Below are 18,278 nucleotides of genomic sequence, written 5' to 3'. Positions count from 1 at the left end.
GGTGTGCTCTAAATTTTACTCACAATAATCACGGCTCATTACTAGCCAGAATAACAATGACGTTGTATCATACCTAATTTAGCTGAGTAAGTATTATGGGGCAGGAATTACCGTCGGTGTTTTTAGTGGGTCCGATGGGAGCAGGGAAGACGACAATCGGAAAACTGCTTGCCAAGCAGTTAGGTCGCACTTTTGTAGACAGTGATTGGTATATTGAATCGCAGACGGGTGCCGACATTGCTTGGATATTTGCCAAAGAAGGTGAGGCAGGTTTCCGTGAGCGTGAAACGCGTGCCATTGATGAATTGACCCAAAACTCTCAAATCGTATTAGCGACCGGTGGCGGTGCAGTCATGTGTGCTGAAAACCGAGAGTTCCTAAAACAGCGTGGCATCGTCGTTTATCTTAATGCACCTGTCGAGGTGCAGCTGGCACGTACCTCTAAAGACAAGTCTCGACCATTATTACAGCAGCCTAATCCTAGAAAAATATTGCAAGAGTTATACAGTGCGCGCGATCCACTCTATCGCCAAGTCGCCCATATTATTATGCCTACTGGTCACACGTACCCACGCCATATGGTCAATCAATTGATGCAGCAGCTAGAATCATTCGTCGATTGCACTACGGACTCATCGGCGCACCAAGAAGACGAGTAATAGACTGGCAACTACGATTGATATGCAGACTCAATTACTTTTACCTCATTAGAAATGCTTTAGGAGTATCACATGGTAATGCCGTTTCATGATGGCCTAATAGTTCATACGCAAAGTCATGATTACCCTATTGTCATTACTGAAAAATCTACGACTGAACATAGCAGTATGGCGAAGCAAATCGCGCCTTATGTCAGTGGTCGTCAGGTTTTGATCGTCACTAATGACACTGTGGCACCTTTATACTTAAAAGTATTAGAAGATGAGCTAGCAGAGCAGTTTGTGGTAAAGGTGTGCGTACTGCCAGATGGAGAACAATACAAAAATCAGGCAAGTATTGATCAGATTTATGATGCGCTAATGACAGAACACTTCAATCGTGATGTGACACTTATTGCCCTTGGCGGTGGTGTAATCGGAGATATGACTGGCTTTGCTGCTGCCAGTTTTATGCGCGGTGTCAATTTTATTCAAATTCCAACGACGCTACTGTCACAAGTAGATTCTAGTGTTGGTGGTAAAACGGGTATCAATCATCCGCAAGGTAAAAATATGATTGGTGCTTTTTGGCAGCCGCAAATGGTGCTTGCTGATATGAGTACGCTTAAGACACTGCCTGCACGTGAGCTATCGGCTGGAGTGGCTGAGATTATTAAATATGCCCTTATCATGGATGAGGCGTTTCTAACGTGGCTTGAGGCAAACTTGCCTGCAATGATGGCGCTTGATTTGGCAGTACTTGGTGAAGCTGTAAAGCGCTGCTGTCAATACAAAGCCGATGTAGTGGCACAAGACGAAAGAGAGTCAGGTGTGCGCGCGTTATTGAACTTTGGTCATACTTTTGGTCATGTGATTGAAACGCATGAAGGCTATGGCAATTGGTTGCATGGCGAAGCAGTGGCGGCTGGTATGGTACAAGCAGCTGAGCTATCGCAAAAAATTGGCTGGTTAACTGATGATGAAGTTGTACGTATTAAACGTGTTTTAGAATTGGCAAACTTACCTATTACGCCACCAGCTATCGATGTATACACTGCTTTAGATTTAATGGGACACGATAAAAAAGTGAAACACGGACAAATCCGCCTAATTTTGTTAAAATCAATAGGCGATGCGGTAATGACTAATGAGTTTGACGGCGAACTATTGCATGAAGTTTTGTCAAAACATAGCGCGTAATATCTCATAAATTATCGCTTATATATTTATACTAAGATTTCGTACTTATAGCCGACTGGTTAGCTGTACCTCTGTTTGAATAAGCATTTATATCATGCTGTAAAACATGTGTTTACCAAGGACCGCCTCATGGCAACATCAAAAACAAAAACGCGTACTGCTAGCCAATCATACAGTCGTCAAGCACTGATTTGGCTAATAGTGACTCTACTTTTAGGGGTAGTCACAGCGTTAGTATGGATGTTTAGTCAAACGCCAGCCATGGGTGCCAAAATTGAGAATGCACCAATATCAGCGCCAGAGATTTTGAATGAAGAGTTTGAGCAACCACTAAAAGTTGAATCGCTGCATGAGTTAGATACGGATGTGCAACCGATTAATTTTGATGCAACGATTCGAGATTTGCGCGATTATCCGGACGAGTTCAAAGACAAGCGTTATCTGCTAGCTAATAAAGGCAAGTGGACTGTTCAAGTAATGAATGTCGCTGAAAATGATGTGATTGTTAGTTACTTAGAAGGCCGTCAAGATCGTGATAAATTTGCTTATTTCCGTTATCTTGATGATGAAAAACAAGTCCGTTATATGCTGACTTATGGGATTATGAGTAGCCCGCAAGAAGCAGTAGGAGCCGCAAAGCTAATAGACTTTAAGTTACCTACAAACGTACGTGTACTGCCAGAAGAGATTAATCGGTATGTCAGTATCATTGATAATTATGAGCGTCCTGATCCAGTAAAAGATTTGAGTACAAAACGTACACGTGCCGTCGATTTAAAACCTACCAAGCGTGAAGTGCCTGCTCGTTTGCAAGAAGAAGCTGATGACGCCGCTGCTCAAGCAGCTAGTGCTAACAGTAATCGAGGTAACCAAGAAAGCGCTAATGGTAGCAGTCCTCAAGAGAGTATTCGTCAGTCGGTAGATACCTCTGCCACGTTATCTGTTAGCGAAGAGCGTACAGTTGGTGGTGAGACGCAGACAATATCTGAAGCATCGCCAAAAGACGAAAACAACGCAAATAAGCCCGCGCCAGAAAACAAAAAGCCTGCGGCACCGGCGGAGAACGCTACTAGTAAGAAGCCACCAGTCGTGCCAACGCCTAAGCCCCCTAGTAGCATAAACAACAATTCAAATGCTAATGGCAAAAGTGCTAACGCTAATCCTCCCAAAAATAATAGCGACAGTATAAAAGCGCTAATAGAAGACAAGAGTAATTAGTTTTTGTCTGATTAATTTAACCCACTAGCTATTTGGTTAGTGGGTTTTTTTAGCACTATACAAAATAGTTTTATCGTCACAGTAAGCGGCAAGCTACTATTGCGAGGTATTATCAAAGCCTTTTGCTAAATGTCATTTATATGGTTTACATTAAAATTTTAATAATAGTTTTATTTGTTTCATAACCAATAGTAATAAGTCCTCTTACAATTTATGGCTGATGAATCGATAGAAAAGACTAGATTTTTCGACAATCATTAACTAATATAACTGTGGGCGACGTTCTGTATAGTTATCGTAAAAAATGTCTATTTAACAACTATTTAGTGGTTTTTTCTTAGTTTTTAGAGTTCTTTACTAAATATTATTGTCTCAAGCGCGGTTACTTACTATCCATAATAAGGTTATCGTAAGTGACGCAACCTCTCTTATTGTCACTCTTTTTAGGGTAAACAAAGTGCTTGAATACAGAGCGTCAGATATTCAAGATAAACAAGTGCACCGTTATTAAGTTGTTGTATGCTTAGCTCTAAATGCTAGACATGACAACATAACAAATAATGCTTAAATGAATGGCATTAGATATCACTGATTGAGTAACTGGCATTTAGGGGTGTAGATTCTCCCGTTGCCAAGGGCTGCTACTTACTATCTTTTGATACACGGACCATATGTCAAGACATCAGCTAATGACCAGGAGGGTCAAGGGTTTCACTTTCTCTTAGAGTATGATGTCTATCGAGCATTGCACTATTTGCCAATTCGAACACACGAATATCCACTATCAGCCCGTTCTGCTTACGGGTACCAACTTATACTCCGCATTGGAAATGTAAGTTGCCCGTCTACTTAAAAGGACAAGCTATGTCAATGATTTCCTCACAAACACACCTGGCTACGCCAGATGATTTTTCTGATAATTGCGGTTTTGGCCTAATTGCCCATATTGAGGGTGAAGCAAGCCATGATTTGGTGAAAACTGCCATTCATAGTTTAAGTTGTATGACACATCGCGGCGGTGTTGCTGCTGACGGTAGAACTGGTGATGGTTGTGGCTTACTATTAGCGACGCCTACCGATTTCTTTAAACAGATTGCTGACGAGCAGCAATTTGCCATTACGGACAACTTTGCTGTCGGTATGGTGTTCGTGAATTTAGATAGCGATAAAGCCAAGCATAGCCAGCAAGTATTAAGTGATGAGATTACAGCCCAAGGATTAGAAGTGGCTGGCTGGCGTGATGTACCACTTGACTTGAGTATTGTTGGTGAGATTGGTCGTGAGACATTGCCAGACTTTAAGCAAGTGTTCGTTAATGCGCCAGATGATCTAGCTGCTGATGATTTCAACCGTAAGCTGTTTGTTGCACGTAAAAAAGCAGAGCAGCGTTTGACGGATGATGAGCTATTTTACGTCTGTTCATTGAGTTGTCAGACCATTATTTATAAAGGCTTGGTAATGCCTTCAGATTTACCAGCGTTTTTCTTGGATTTGCAAGATGAGCGTTTGGCCTCACATATCGTAGTATTCCATCAGCGTTTCTCAACCAATACGTTACCGCGCTGGCCACTGGCACAGCCATTCCGTTATCTTGCGCACAACGGTGAGTTAAATACCATTACAGGAAACCGCAACTGGTCTAAAGCCCGTACGCCAAAGCTAAAATCAGACAAACTGCCTAACTTGAATGAGCTGACACCACTTGTAAATAGTACAGGTTCAGATTCATCTAGCTTAGATAACATGCTCGAAGTGCTTATGTCTGGCGGTATGAACCTGTTCCATGCAATGTCTATCTTGGTACCACCAGCGTGGCAGAATGTTGATAGCATGGATATGGATTTGCGTGCATTCTATGAGTTTTACTCACAGCATATGGAAGCGTGGGACGGTCCAGCAGGTCTAGTCATTCAAGATGGACGCTATGCGGTCTGTATGCTCGATAGAAACGGTCTGCGCCCATCACGTTGGGTAACCACTAAGAACGGCTATATTACTGTTGCATCAGAAGTAGGCGTTTGGGATTACGAGCCGCAAGATGTATTGGCAAAAGGTCGCGTTGGACCTGGTCAAATGCTGGTTATTGATACGTTGACTGGTCAAATTTTAGATACGACAGCTATTGCAACTTTACTAAAAACGGCGCATCCATATCGTAAATGGTTGCGTGAAGAAGCGACGCGTGTCCGTGATGATGAGCGTCTAGAAGAAACGTTGGCGACGCAAGCGTGCCGCGGTGATAAGCTCAAAGCGCTACAAAAGATGTATCACATCACCAATGAAGAGCGCACAGAAATCATTCGCCCTAATGCTGAAAATGGTCAAGAACCAGTCGGCTCAATGGGTGACGATACGCCAATGGCTGTACTATCGCAGCAAATTCGCCATGTCGGTGACTTCTTCCGTCAGCAGTTTGCACAGGTGACCAATCCGCCAATCGATCCATTACGTGAATCAATCGTGATGTCGTTGCAGACTTGTTTAGGCGCTGAGACTAATGTATTCGCACCATCTGCGAGAGATGCTCATCGTATTATTTTGTCATCGCCAGTATTGTCAGCTAGCAAAATGCAGCAGCTTGAAACCTTGGATGATCCAGCGTTCAAGATGGCTCGTATTGATCTGAACTATGACCGTACTCTAGAGCTATCTGATGCTATCGTCGCTATTTGTGAGCAAGTGGCAGACAACATTCGCTTAGGTAATACGTTGATTGTCTTGTCTGATAAAGATATCGATGCAGACAAAGTACCGGCCAACGCCATTATGGTTACTGGTGCTGTGCATCATTATCTAATCGCGCAAGGTATCCGTACCGATGCTAACTTAATCATTGAGACAGGTCTTGCTCGTGACTCGCATCAAATAGCGGTATTGATTGGCTTCGGTGCAACTTGTGTATATCCATATCTGGCATATGATGTCATTGATGATTTGGTCGCGACTGGTGAGCTACTTGGTGATCCGATTCAAGCCCGTGTTAATTTCCGCAAAGGCTTAGATAAAGGTTTGCTAAAAATCTTATCAAAAATGGGTATCTCTACCATTGTTTCTTATCGCGGTGCGCAGTTGTTTGAAGCGGTTGGCCTATCAGAAGAAGTCGTCAGTTTATGCTTTAAAGGCGTACAAAGCCGTATCAAAGGCGCTACCTTTGCAGACCTTGCTGCTGATCAAGCGCAACTGGCTGCCAATGCGTTTAAGCGTCGTGCCCCTCTAGATCAAGGCGGTCTGCTTAAGTTCGTCTTCAACAAAGAGTACCATGCCTTTAACCCTGATGTGATTAACAGCCTGCATACTGCGGTACGTACAGGTGATTACGATAATTACCGTAATTATGCTGATCTAGTTAATAGCCGTCCGGTCGCGACCTTACGTGATTTGTTGCAACTGAAAACCGACAACAGTATCGATGTCAATGAAGTAGAAGATATCTCTAAAATCTTGACGCGTTTTGACTCAGCTGGCATGTCATTAGGGGCGCTATCTCCTGAAGCGCATGAGTCAATTGCGATGGCTATGAATACCATCGGTGGTCGCTCAAACTCTGGTGAGGGCGGTGAAGATCCTGCGCGTTATGGCACATTGCGCAACTCAAAGATCAAGCAAGTTGCCTCTGGTCGTTTTGGGGTCACACCTGCCTACCTTCGTTCCGCTGAAGTCATGCAGATTAAAGTAGCTCAAGGTGCCAAGCCTGGTGAAGGTGGACAGCTACCTGGTGGTAAAGTCAATGCGCTGATTGCACGTTTGCGTTATTCAGTGCCAGGTGTGACTTTGATTTCACCGCCGCCGCATCATGATATTTATTCTATCGAAGATTTGGCACAGCTGATTTTTGATTTGAAGCAAGTCAATCCAGATGCACTGGTATCGGTTAAGTTGGTTTCACGTCCAGGTGTCGGTACGATCGCGACAGGCGTTGCAAAAGCCTATGCCGATCTAATTACTATCTCAGGCTATGATGGGGGTACAGCAGCGTCTCCGCTATCGTCTATCCATCATGCAGGCTCGCCATGGGAGTTAGGTTTGGCTGAGACTCATCAGTCTCTACGAGTGAATGGATTACGTGATAAGGTACGTGTCCAGACTGACGGTGGTCTAAAAACAGGGCTAGATGTAGTAAAAGCTGCTATCTTGGGTGCAGAGAGCTTTGGCTTTGGTACCACGCCAATGATTGCAGTTGGTTGTAAGTACCTACGTATTTGCCATTTAAACAACTGTCCAACAGGTGTTGCTACTCAAAAAGCCAAGCTGCGTGATGAGCATTTCATTGGCGAAGCAGAAATGTTGATTAACTTCTTTAAGTTTGTCGCAACCGAGACGCGTGAGTGGTTGGCAGCGCTAGGGGTTCGTAGTATGGAAGAGCTGGTCGGTCGTACTGACTTGCTTGATATTCTAGAAGGCAATACGGACAAGCAGCGTCATCTTGATTTAACGCCATTGCTATTTAGTCACCCAGCCAGTGTGGGCAAAGCACAAACTTGTCAGGTTGAGCGTAATGAACCGTTTGATAAAGGTTTGCTTGCTGAGCAGATGATTAGCGATATGCTTGTGAACATTCGCAAAGGGGCGGGCGGCGACTATAGCTATTTCGTTGGTAACTGTGACCGCTCTATCGGTGCTCGTATTTCTGGTGAGATTGCGCAAGTCTGGGGCAACCTTGGCATGAGCGATATGCCAATTAAGCTTTGTCTAACTGGTACGGCAGGGCAAAGTCTAGGCGTATGGAATGCTGGCGGCCTAAATATCGAGCTTGAAGGCGATGCCAACGACTATGTAGGTAAAGGCATGGCAGGCGGTGAGATTGTTATTTATCCGCCAAAAGACTCAAACTTTGTAGCACAAGAGACGGCCATCATTGGTAATACCTGTCTCTATGGTGCAACTGGCGGTAAGTTATATGCTGCTGGTACTGCAGGTGAGCGTTTTGGCGTCCGTAACTCTGGCGCACATGCAGTCATCGAAGGCACAGGCGACCATTGCTGTGAATATATGACGGGCGGTATCGTTACGATTCTTGGTCGTACTGGACTCAACTTCGGGGCTGGTATGACGGGTGGTTTTGCGTATGTACTCGATATGGAAGGCGACTTCTTTGACCGTTGCAACCATGAGCTAATCGATCTAAACCGTATTTCGAGCGAGCAAACAGAAGAGCATCGCATTCATTTGCAACAAGTGATAGAAGCTCATGTAGATAAAACAGGCAGTGCATGGGGTCAGACAATTCTGAACGACTTTGAGCACTATGTTCGTAAGTTCTATTTGGTTAAGCCAAAAGCGGCGAACATTGCAAGCCTTCTTAAAACTACCATGGCCGACCCACAATAGCCGATACATGACTGCCTATCGTATCAATGGATTGCATTGATGGATCGGCAGTCGCTTTAATCAGGTTAGCCAGCGTTCCGTTTTTAGAGACGTTTTAACTCACAGGTTTTCAGCAGGTACGTAACAGCAGCGATATATGTCTTAAATTTTAGATAAACCAAACATCGCTGACTGTCGCCACCCACTGCAAAAGAGCCTTATATAAAAGAGATAGCACCATGGCAAAACGCTTAGAAAATAACTTCCAGTTTTTAGATGTACCAAGATTTGATCCAACCAAAAAAGACATTGCAACGCGTTCAACAGAGTTTGTTGAAATTTATAAACCTTTCGAAAACGAAGCTGTTGCTCAGCAAGCGCATCGTTGTCTTGAGTGTGGTAACCCGTACTGCGAGTGGAAATGTCCAGTACATAACTATATCCCTAACTGGCTAAAGTTGGCGACAGAAGGTCAGATATTTCAGGCAGCTGAATTGTGCCACCGTACCAATACCTTGCCTGAAGTGTGCGGACGAGTTTGCCCACAAGATCGTCTGTGTGAAGGCGCTTGTACGTTAAATGATGGTTTTGGTGCAGTGACGATTGGTAATGTTGAAAAATATATCAACGACACTGCCTTTGCCCTTGGCTGGCGCCCAGATATGTCTGAAGTCGTTTGGACAGATAAAAAAGTCGCTATCATTGGTGCAGGGCCAGCAGGTCTGGGTTGCGCAGATATTTTGGTCAGAAATGGTGTCAAGCCAGTTGTCTTTGATAAGCGTCCTGAGATTGGTGGCTTACTGACCTTTGGTATTCCTGAGTTCAAAATGGAAAAAGACGTCATGCGCAACCGCCGTGTGATCTTTGAAGACATGGGTATCGAATTTCGCTTAGAGACAGAGATTGGCACAGACGTCACTATCGATGAGCTATTGGCTGACTATGACGCGGTATTTATGGGTATGGGTACTTACACCTATATGCGCGGTGGCTTTGCTGGTGAAGAGCTGACAGGCGTCTATGATGCACTAGATTACCTGATTGCCAACGTGAACCGTTGCAATGATTGGGAAAAAGACGCTGAAGAGTACATCGACTTTAAAGGTAAAAAGGTGGTGGTACTTGGTGGCGGCGATACAGCAATGGACTGTAACCGTACCAGTATCCGTCAAGGCGCCGAAAAAGTGGTTTGTGCTTATCGCCGTGACGAAGAAAACATGCCGGGTTCACGCCGTGAAGTGGTCAATGCTCGTGAGGAAGGTGTTGAGTTCCTATTCAACCGACAGCCAACCGAAATCATCGGCTTAAACGGTAAAGTTAACGGCGTAAAAGTTGTTACTACTCAGTTAGGCGCACCAGACAACCGTGGTCGTCAACGCCCTGAGCCAATCCCTAATTCTGAAGAGATCATCCCATGTGATGCAGTCATCATGGCCTTTGGTTTTAGACCAAGTCCTGCTGATTGGTTTGAGTCTCAGCAAGTGGGTATGGACAGCTCTGGTCGCGTATTAGCAGCCGAAAAGCAAACCTTCAAATTCCAGACTCAAAATCCTAAAATCTTCGCTGGTGGCGATATGGTGCGCGGTTCTGACTTGGTTGTGACCGCGATTTGGGAAGGTCGTGAAGCTGCGGAAGGTATTTTAGACTACCTAGAAGTATAATACGCTAGCGCAATAGACTATTACTCATTCACACTGATGCAGTTCTCAATGAACAATTTGTTGAGTCATTTGATAAATAATCTTCAATAGCGTAGATTTCAATATAGTGTGCTAGGATATTTTTTATAACGCCTTTTACCTGTGAATAATAGGTAAAAGGCGTTATTTTTTGCCCGTCATTTTGCTGATAGAATATTAACTTATACTTACCGCTAGTTATTGAGATATTTTAATAATACTTTATTAGAATGTCTCACCTAAACATTCCACCCAAAAAGAGTAGCCTTGCGTGAAACCCACCCTTTATCAGCGTATCACTGCTCCATTTGTCGAACCCTATGTTCGCTACCAACATGCAGATATCCTACATGCCACCCGACTAGGTACGGCTGTGATACTGGCTTTATTGGTCAATAAAGTCACCAATCTTCCGCACGGTGAATGGACGACTATTACCGTATTTATCATTCTAGGGTTATTGCAATACCAAGGCGCTATTTATACCAAGGCTAAAGAGCGCGTAATCGGTACTTTATTAGGTATTGGTACTGCGCTTGGGGTGTTATGGTTTAATCAGAACGCAGGCGCATGGCTGTGGGTGGACTATGCGCTCATTGGTCTGCTCAGTGGCATTATTGGCTATCTAGCCGTCAGACAGCTCGGGTATACAGGACTGTTAACGGGTATCACTATGTTGATGATTGTCTCTGATTTAGGCAATAATAGCATTGGTCAAGACGGCATCTACCGCGCGCTAAATATCCTACTGGGGACAGGCGTTTCGGTAGCAGTGACGCTGATTTTACCGCTAAAGTCGACCTTGATGTGGCGGTTCTTATTGAGTAGCAACCTTGACGCTTGTAGTAGCCTCTACGCGGGCGTAGGTCATCATATTGACGCAACGGATGGAGTAGTGGACGATTCTGTTCAAAAGTTAAACCCCGTGGCTTTTCCTGCTAAGGAAGTACCCGTTGATAGAGCGTTGGTCACAGCGTTACAACAGATCAATAAACGCTTGCTGGCTGTGCGTCCCCATATCGCGGCGACTGCCAGTGAGTCAGGAATCGAAAAGGAAACGCTAGAGACGATTCAACGTACCCACCGTAATATTATTGGGACGATTGATTTATTGTTAAGTGCGGCTCCGCGCTTAGCGAATATCGAAATTGATGAAGAAAATCATGTTTTATTGGTACATTATCAGCATGAGCTAACCCAAGCGATGCAGCATATGGCAGCGGTATTACGTAGTCCAAGTGACGAAGTATTCCGGCCCATTACCCGTATTGCTGTCTCGGAGTATCCAAGCGTACAGCACCTAGCATTTGAGTGGCAGGGCTATTTTTGGTTGACACAAACCTTGCAGACTCAGTTGCAGCAGCTGAGTGATTTATTACAAACATCGAAGCCGCATTGGTTTGCTGCATCTGGTCTAGGCTATCAGCGCCGCGAGCAGCGCCGGATGAAAGAGCAGGGCGGCGAAACAGATTTACATTTATAACGAACAAAAAAACGCTGACCATTTAGGATCAGCGTTTTTACTTTAGAAGACTACTTTAATTTTAAAGTACTAAATCAAAACTATTAACGACCAGTCTTTAGCTTATCCCAATACTGTTGATACACTTGCAACGCTTCGTCGCCCACATCTTCTTGGAACTCAGCTTTTGCCAGTACTTCTTTGGAAGGATAAATCGTTGGGTTGTTTTGGACACTCTCATCCATCAGCTCACGCGCTGCTATATTTGGTGATGCGTAGCCGATCTCTTCGCTGACAATTTTTGCATTTTCAGGACGTAATAAGTAATCAATAAATTTATGTGCTGCATCAACTTGCTTGGCATTTTTTGGAATGACAAAGTTGTCCATCCATAAGATAGCGCCTTCGGTTGGATACTTATAAACCAAGCTAGTCAAACCTTCGTCATTGGCCATGACTGCTTCGCCATTCCATGTCATACCAAGCGCAGTCTCACCTTCGATATATGGCATACGTGTCGCATCAGAGTTAAAAGTTTTGACGTTTGGCATCAACGTGGTGAGCTTATCATAAGCGGCTTCGATTTCGTCAGGATTGCTGCTATTGCCTGAGTAGCCAAGAGTCAGCAGTGCCATACCAAAGACTTCACGCACGTCATTAGTCAGCATCACCTGACCTTTATACTTAGGATCCCATAGGTCATTCCAGCTATTGACAGTTTTCGGATCGACACTGTCACCGTTAATGGCTAGACCGGTGCTGCCCCACATATAAGGGATAGAGTATTTGTTATCAGGATCGACTTTAGTATTGGTAAATGAGGTATCAAGGTTTTTGAAATTGCTTAATTTAGACTTGTCTAGCTCTTGTAGTAGTCCTTCTTTCGCCATCTTTTCGACGTAATAAGTCGATGGAATGGCTAAGTCATACTGACTAGAATCATCGAGTAGTTTGAGCTTGGCATACATCGCTTCGTTAGAGTCAAATGTGGTGTAATTAACTGAGATGCCAGTTTCTTCTTCAAAACCATCTAAAATCTCTTGCGGCATATATTCTGACCAGTTGTAAAGGTTCAGCGTCTCATTGCTCGCCGCAGCACTGCCATCCGCTGTATTATCAGAGTTGCTACAGCTGGCAAGCACCAAGCCGACAGCCGCTGCTAATAATGCTTTTGGCACTATACGACCGACACTAGCCGAGGTGTGAGTAGTTGGATGGGACGATGATAAATGGGTCAAAATATCTCTCCTAAATAAAGATAATGCAAATCAGAAAAATCCAATAAAAAGCCAAAAAGATATAAGCCTGACATGGCTAATAAAACTATTATGGTCATTAGTTTATACAATTTAAAGGGTTATTATTAAGGCAGTGCTTAACAATACTAATAAAAATAGCCAGTTGGGCTAATGAAATGAGTAGCAAAACTAACTTAATGACAGGTGATTCTGAGTAGAATTGCTAGCGAGCTGCTAACGTTGAATCGAAAAAGCATAGTATATAACCATGCTATGATTGGCGCAGGCCGAAGTATGACGAACATCATCTAAGCAGATATCAGCCTTTGGCTCTAAGATACCAACCATACCATAATAATAAAGGATGCAGCGCAATGACCGAAAGTACCTCAACTCAAAACACCTTGAATAAAAACCACTCAGTTATACCAGCATTGCTTACGGATAAAGTCGCCATAGTCACTGGTGCCAGTCGTGGGCTTGGTGCACAGATTGCACAGCAAATGGCAGCAGCAGGCGCTATCGTTTGCGTCAACTACCTCAATAGTAAACAGGCTGCTGAGGCGGTAGTGGCTGATATCATTGCGACAGGTGGCCAAGCATTTGCTTATCAGGCGGATGTCACCGATCTTGAGCAAGTACAAGCCATGGCAGCTGAAGTCATCACTTGTCATGGTCGTATCGATATCTTGATCAATAATGCTTTGCCGAATTATCAGTTCAATCCAAGTGCTGCGTACACCAGTATTGAAACAGTAAAGTGGTCGCATTTTTCGCAACAAATGGACGGTATCGTCAAAGGCGCAGTCAATATGGTGCAAGCGGTGCTGCCGCAAATGAAAGCGCAGCAAGTAGGCAAAATCATCAATATCTCGACCAATCTTGTCTACAACCCAGTGGTTACCTATTACGATTACACCACGGCTAAATCAGCATTGATTGGACTGACCCGCAACCTAGCAAGCGAGCTTGGTAAATATGGTATTCGGGTGAATTTGCTAGCAGGTGGCTTATTAAAAACTACCGATGCAAGTAGCTTAACCACTGAAGAGGTATTCGATTATATCGCGACTACAACGCCGCTGCGCCAAGCAACCTCGGTAGCTGACTTTGCCAATTCAGTATTGCTCATGGCGTCTGATTTGAGTATGGCTATTACTGGACAATCTATCGCCGTCGATGGTGGTTTGACGATGCCTTAACTCGCGCCTTAACTCACGCCTTAACTGATGCCTTAACTGATGCCTTAACGCTATATTAAATTTGTGGAAGAAAAAATGATCGTCAAGGTATTAGAGTCATCACCGCTCCAGCTTTCATTTGTATTTTCTATATAAAACTAGCCCATAACAAAAAGCCCTTACTAGTGAGCTAGCAAGGGCTTTTTATTAATACACACTAGTGGTTTTATTTACTTGAATAATCTTATGACTTCATTGCTAACTGATTAAGCACGGTTTGAATACCATACTCTTCAATCGTCCCAGTGACAAAGTCAGCGCGTTCTATTAAAGCTGGCTGTGCATCTCCCATGGCTACAGCAAACCCAACCAAGTCGAACATTTCTAAGTCATTCATACCATCACCAAATGCCATACATTCGCTTGCATCTACTGCATAGTACTCGCACATATCTTTGATGCCGCGAGCTTTTGACGCATCTGCTGGCAATATATCAGCACCAATCTGATGCCAATGTACCAGCTTTAAATCATACTGGGCAAAGTCAATATCCTGCATCTTTTCTTGCTGATTATTAAAAAATACTGAGCACTGATAGACAGTATTTGTTTTGTAGTACTCAGGGTCAAGGATCGAGTTGGGCGTGACCGCATTGAACTCGCGTAAACGTTCATTTTCACCTGACCAAGCGATATGAGTGGCAGAGTCAAACTTATGAATCAAATCACTCTGCTGGCACAGGCGCACGATTTTATCTGTCTGTTCAGCAGTTAATGGATAATGGCTGATTCGGCCGCTTTTATCAAAACTATATTGTCCATTCATACAAATAATGGCGTCCAATATATCTGCATCAAGCAACGCTAAAATGTCTTCAGGTAATATGGCTTTAGAACGGCCAGTCGAAATCACTAGTTTAATATCGGTATCTGCAAGCTGCTCAAGCGTCGCTTTATTGTGTTCAGCGATGATGCCGTTACGGCTTAAGGTATCATCGATGTCAAAAAAGATGATTTTGGGGGTCGAAATCTTAGTAGTCATACTTTCTTTGGCAATCTTATCTTCGATAAACATGTTGATCCTATTATTTTTAGTCGTGTAGATACAATGATTCAGATACTACTACAACATACCCAATCAGATAAATACCTATCGAGTAACCTACGATGCTACAAATACGCTTATTGAGACAGTATTTGCATGTAGCCTGTAGAACCGCTCATTGCTTGTCCAGAGGATTAACAAAAATGCTAAACGATATGATTAACTTAACCGTGTTTATTTATTATAAAGTTATATTCAATTATCAAAACTAATCTACGAAATAAGATGGACTATCGTTATTAATGCATCAGCTATCTAAAGGAACAAGTATGAACTTTTTCACCTTAAAATCGGTTACAGTTTTGGCAACAGTAGCTTTATCTGCTAACGCTTTTGCAATGGATGTTAAATTTAATGATGCTGCTTGGGATGGCAAGAAAATACCTGAGGGGCAGCAATGTCTGAATTATGAGGGTAAAAGCCCAGCCACACCTAGCATGACTGTTTCAAACATTCCGGCAGGCGCGGAAAGCTTGGTGCTCGTCTACAACGATGTAAGCAACAAACGTATGCAACATGGTGGACATGGTATCGTGGAGTTCGCATTACCAGAGGGTGCTACGAGCGCAGAAGTGCCAAGAGTGTTTGGTCATACTTACGAAGTACCAGTAGGTATTGAGATGGTCGCAGAATACCGTAACCGTAAAGGCGAGGCGGGCGGTGCATATAAGCCACCTTGTTCTGGCGGCAAAAACCATCTGTATACGGTAGATGTACAAGCATGGCAAGGCGATTCGGTACTTGCTGAAACAACAGTTGAGATGGGACGGTATTGATACGTTAGCTATTCAATTAATATGCAACAATTAGCATGCAACGAAGCCGTCTATACAAAACTGTTTATACATAGCGTAGACGGCTTTTTATTGAAGGTAAGTTGTGTTTTATATACCTATAAATACGCTAACTTAATAAACATGATAGACCCTGATAAATGCTTGTAGAGTTTAGTCTATAAGTAAACATGACTTAGTCATATAAGTGCGTTGAGGCAGGGCTATAGGAGAATATAGATTAGGCTTGTTAACTATTGGAATAATGCCAAGATACTGAACGTGACAACTTTGTAGTATAATTTTACTACTATGGATATTGGTATGCTATATCATTGAAACTTCTATGTTATAAATCTAAAAAAATCATAGCAAATGATAAAAAAAGTTATTAATTATACTTTATCTTAAAGTATACCTTGATTTGAATGAATTATTTTATAAATAAGGTTTCTTATGAACATAACGACAAGCCAACCTTCAGAAGATAGAAAAAGGCACGGCGAGCATATTCTTATCCACATGACATATATCGCCAAAAATGTCGATCTAGATTCTGGGATTGAGCTGACTCGCGCACTTGAGTACTGGCGCAGATATTTTGAAGAAAACGATATCGTTTCAGCTTTAGTCATTAGTGAAGGTTATTTCGTTCAAAGTTTTCAAGGAACAAGGCCTGCTATCAATACTGCCTTGGAAAAAATACTTGACGAGCATTCCACCATTGTCCCTAATATTGTGAATATAGAGGAAATCGAATCGCGTCAATGGAAAGGGTTTTTAGTTAAACATCTAACCTCAAGCGTTGAAGATGAAGAGCATGCTCTAAAGAACTTTTCAGCAGGCTCTGACTACAATCCTTATTTAATGAAAAGCTCTCAGATTGAAAGCTTTTTAAAGGCGATATTTGAAGATGCGGAATCTAATTAGTTTTAAATGAGTGGCGTTTATTTCTTTAATATTTGCCTCTTAGAGTTGTTAGTAGTCACTTGTCCTATCTAAAATATAAAAGCCGTCTATACCTGTGTATAGGCGGCTTTTTGTTGAAAGCAAGTTAGCAGTATCGTTACAGGATGTTTTCTTAGCAATTGGACAGAATATTGGCGGATGTTCATAAGTGACTATTCATACCTGACTCTTGCAGGATTTAACTACTAAAAATTACCTAGTGATATCTGTTTTGGTCATGTTATTTTAAAGTATGAATGATAAGAAACTGGTCAATTCCCAAGAGTTTTATTGATTATACTTTATGATAAAGTGTATATTAATTTATATACCTACTATATAAATGGATTTTCTTATGCATATAACGACCAGTCAAACTTCAGAAAATAGGAAAAGACATGGCGAGCATTTGCTGATTAGCCTAACGTATATCGGTAAAAACATCGAAATGAAAACAGGTATAGAGTTGACTCGTGCTCTTGAGCAGTGGCGAAGATACTTTGAGGAAAGTGGGTTAGTTGCAGCGCTTGTGATCAATGACGGTTACTTTGTTCAAAACATTCAAGGCTCAAGACCAGCGGTCAACGCTGCTCTAGCGAAGATAATTGATGAGCATTTCAAGATTATTCCTAATGTTGTCAAGGTGGAAGAGATAGAAGCGCTTCGATGGGATGGGTTTGTAACCAAACACCTGACGGAAAGTGCCGAAGATGAAGAGTATGCCTTAAAAAGTTTCTCAGCAGGTTTTGATTTCAATCCTTATCTAATGAAAAGTACTCAGATTGAAAGCTTTCTAACAGCGATATTTGAAGGTGCTGAATCCGATAGGTTTTAGATGAGTAGCATTTACATATCATAAGAGTCATCTATTTTAATTGGCGTAAAAAAGCCGTCTATAAAGTATCTTTTGATTTAGACAATTTTTTATAAATAAGGTTTCTTATGCGTATCACTACCAGCCAACCTTTAGAAGATAGAAAAAGACATGGTGAGCATATTACGCTAAGCCTAACGTATATTGGTAGAAATAGTGACAGTAATAATGGGATAGGGTTGGCTCGTCTGCTTGAGCAATGGCGAAGGAATAATGAAAAAAGTGGTGTAACCTCAGCACTTGTCGTGAATGACAATTACTTTATTCAAAATATTGAAGGTCCAAGACCTCTTATCAATGAAATACTAGTAAAATTAATCAATGAGTACTCTTACCTAGTACCCCACCTCAGTGAGATTGAGGAAATAGAAGAACGTAGGTGGGATGGGTTTTTAATAAAATATTTAACATCAAGTGCAGAAGACGAAGCATATACCCTAAAAAGCTTCTCGGCTGGTGCTGACTTTAATCCGTATCTAATGAAAAGTACTCAGATTACAAGCTTCCTGAAAGTGATCTTTGAGGATGCTGTATCTAATAATTCTTAAATAATTTCTCTATTTTGAGTAGCGTAGAAAAGCCGCCTATACTGTGTATGGGCGGCTTTTTGATAGGAGCTATTTAATTTTATCAGCTAAATTTTGAACTAGGATTT

At 42.6% G+C, this 18,278-nt stretch carries 13 protein-coding genes; 11 read left to right on the top strand and 2 right to left on the bottom strand.

The window, feature by feature from the left end:
* Positions 1-95 precede the first annotated feature (95 nt).
* The 6 genes from aroK (at position 96) to ACIGBM_RS11175 (ending at position 11,525) form a co-directional block, all read left to right on the top strand.
* The gene (gene aroK / locus ACIGBM_RS11200) at positions 96-659 is read left to right on the top strand and encodes a shikimate kinase AroK (protein ID WP_341610504.1); all 564 of its coding nucleotides are present in this window, start codon (positions 96-98) and stop codon (positions 657-659) included.
* A 72-nt stretch (positions 660-731) separates the two neighbouring features.
* Positions 732-1,838 (top strand): 3-dehydroquinate synthase, encoded by a 1,107-nt coding sequence (aroB, locus tag ACIGBM_RS11195; RefSeq protein WP_394124752.1) that lies wholly within the window; start codon positions 732-734, stop codon positions 1,836-1,838.
* Positions 1,839-1,967: 129 nt separating this feature from the next.
* A complete protein-coding gene (locus ACIGBM_RS11190) occupies positions 1,968-3,056 on the top strand; it encodes a hypothetical protein (protein ID WP_397477802.1) in 1,089 nt (362 codons plus the stop codon).
* A gap of 864 nt (positions 3,057-3,920) precedes the next feature.
* Positions 3,921-8,384 carry a glutamate synthase large subunit gene (gene gltB, locus ACIGBM_RS11185; RefSeq protein WP_397477801.1) on the top strand — a complete coding sequence of 1,488 codons (4,464 nt, stop codon included), beginning with the start codon at positions 3,921-3,923 and terminating at the stop codon, positions 8,382-8,384.
* Positions 8,385-8,602: 218 nt separating this feature from the next.
* On the top strand, positions 8,603-10,024 hold the full coding sequence (locus ACIGBM_RS11180; protein WP_057761694.1) for a glutamate synthase subunit beta: 1,422 nt from the start codon (positions 8,603-8,605) through the stop codon (positions 10,022-10,024).
* A gap of 289 nt (positions 10,025-10,313) precedes the next feature.
* Complete coding sequence (locus ACIGBM_RS11175) at positions 10,314-11,525, top strand: FUSC family protein (RefSeq protein WP_397477800.1); 1,212 nt, start codon at positions 10,314-10,316, stop codon at positions 11,523-11,525.
* Positions 11,526-11,608: 83 nt separating this feature from the next.
* Here ACIGBM_RS11175 and ACIGBM_RS11170 read toward each other — a convergent pair whose 3' ends face one another.
* Entirely contained in the window at positions 11,609-12,742 is a 1,134-nt protein-coding gene (locus ACIGBM_RS11170; protein ID WP_397477799.1) for a PotD/PotF family extracellular solute-binding protein, read from the bottom strand.
* A 374-nt stretch (positions 12,743-13,116) separates the two neighbouring features.
* Between ACIGBM_RS11170 and ACIGBM_RS11165 the strand changes: the two genes are divergently transcribed.
* A complete protein-coding gene (locus ACIGBM_RS11165) occupies positions 13,117-13,944 on the top strand; it encodes a 3-oxoacyl-ACP reductase (RefSeq protein WP_397477798.1) in 828 nt (275 codons plus the stop codon).
* Positions 13,945-14,167: 223 nt separating this feature from the next.
* Here ACIGBM_RS11165 and ACIGBM_RS11160 read toward each other — a convergent pair whose 3' ends face one another.
* The gene (locus ACIGBM_RS11160; RefSeq protein ID WP_397477797.1) at positions 14,168-14,998 is read right to left on the bottom strand and encodes a Cof-type HAD-IIB family hydrolase; all 831 of its coding nucleotides are present in this window, start codon (positions 14,996-14,998) and stop codon (positions 14,168-14,170) included.
* Positions 14,999-15,297: 299 nt separating this feature from the next.
* Between ACIGBM_RS11160 and ACIGBM_RS11155 the strand changes: the two genes are divergently transcribed.
* The 4 genes from ACIGBM_RS11155 to ACIGBM_RS11140 all read left to right on the top strand — a co-directional run bounded on the left by ACIGBM_RS11155 (position 15,298) and on the right by ACIGBM_RS11140 (position 18,171).
* Positions 15,298-15,804, top strand: coding sequence for a hypothetical protein (locus ACIGBM_RS11155; protein ID WP_394124759.1), 507 nt, complete (start codon positions 15,298-15,300; stop codon positions 15,802-15,804).
* 453 nt (positions 15,805-16,257) lie between these two features.
* Positions 16,258-16,731, top strand: coding sequence for a BLUF domain-containing protein (locus ACIGBM_RS11150; RefSeq protein ID WP_397477796.1), 474 nt, complete (start codon positions 16,258-16,260; stop codon positions 16,729-16,731).
* Positions 16,732-17,104: 373 nt separating this feature from the next.
* A complete protein-coding gene (locus tag ACIGBM_RS11145; RefSeq protein WP_397477795.1) occupies positions 17,105-17,584 on the top strand; it encodes a BLUF domain-containing protein in 480 nt (159 codons plus the stop codon).
* Between the two features lie 107 nt (positions 17,585-17,691).
* A complete protein-coding gene (locus ACIGBM_RS11140; RefSeq protein WP_397477794.1) occupies positions 17,692-18,171 on the top strand; it encodes a BLUF domain-containing protein in 480 nt (159 codons plus the stop codon).
* Positions 18,172-18,278: the final 107 nt, after the last annotated feature.

Origin of the sequence: Psychrobacter sp. NPDC077938, from assembly GCF_044542635.1 — a bacterium.
GTDB lineage: Bacteria > Pseudomonadota > Gammaproteobacteria > Pseudomonadales > Moraxellaceae > Psychrobacter.
This window is presented reverse-complemented; position numbering and strand designations above follow the sequence as displayed.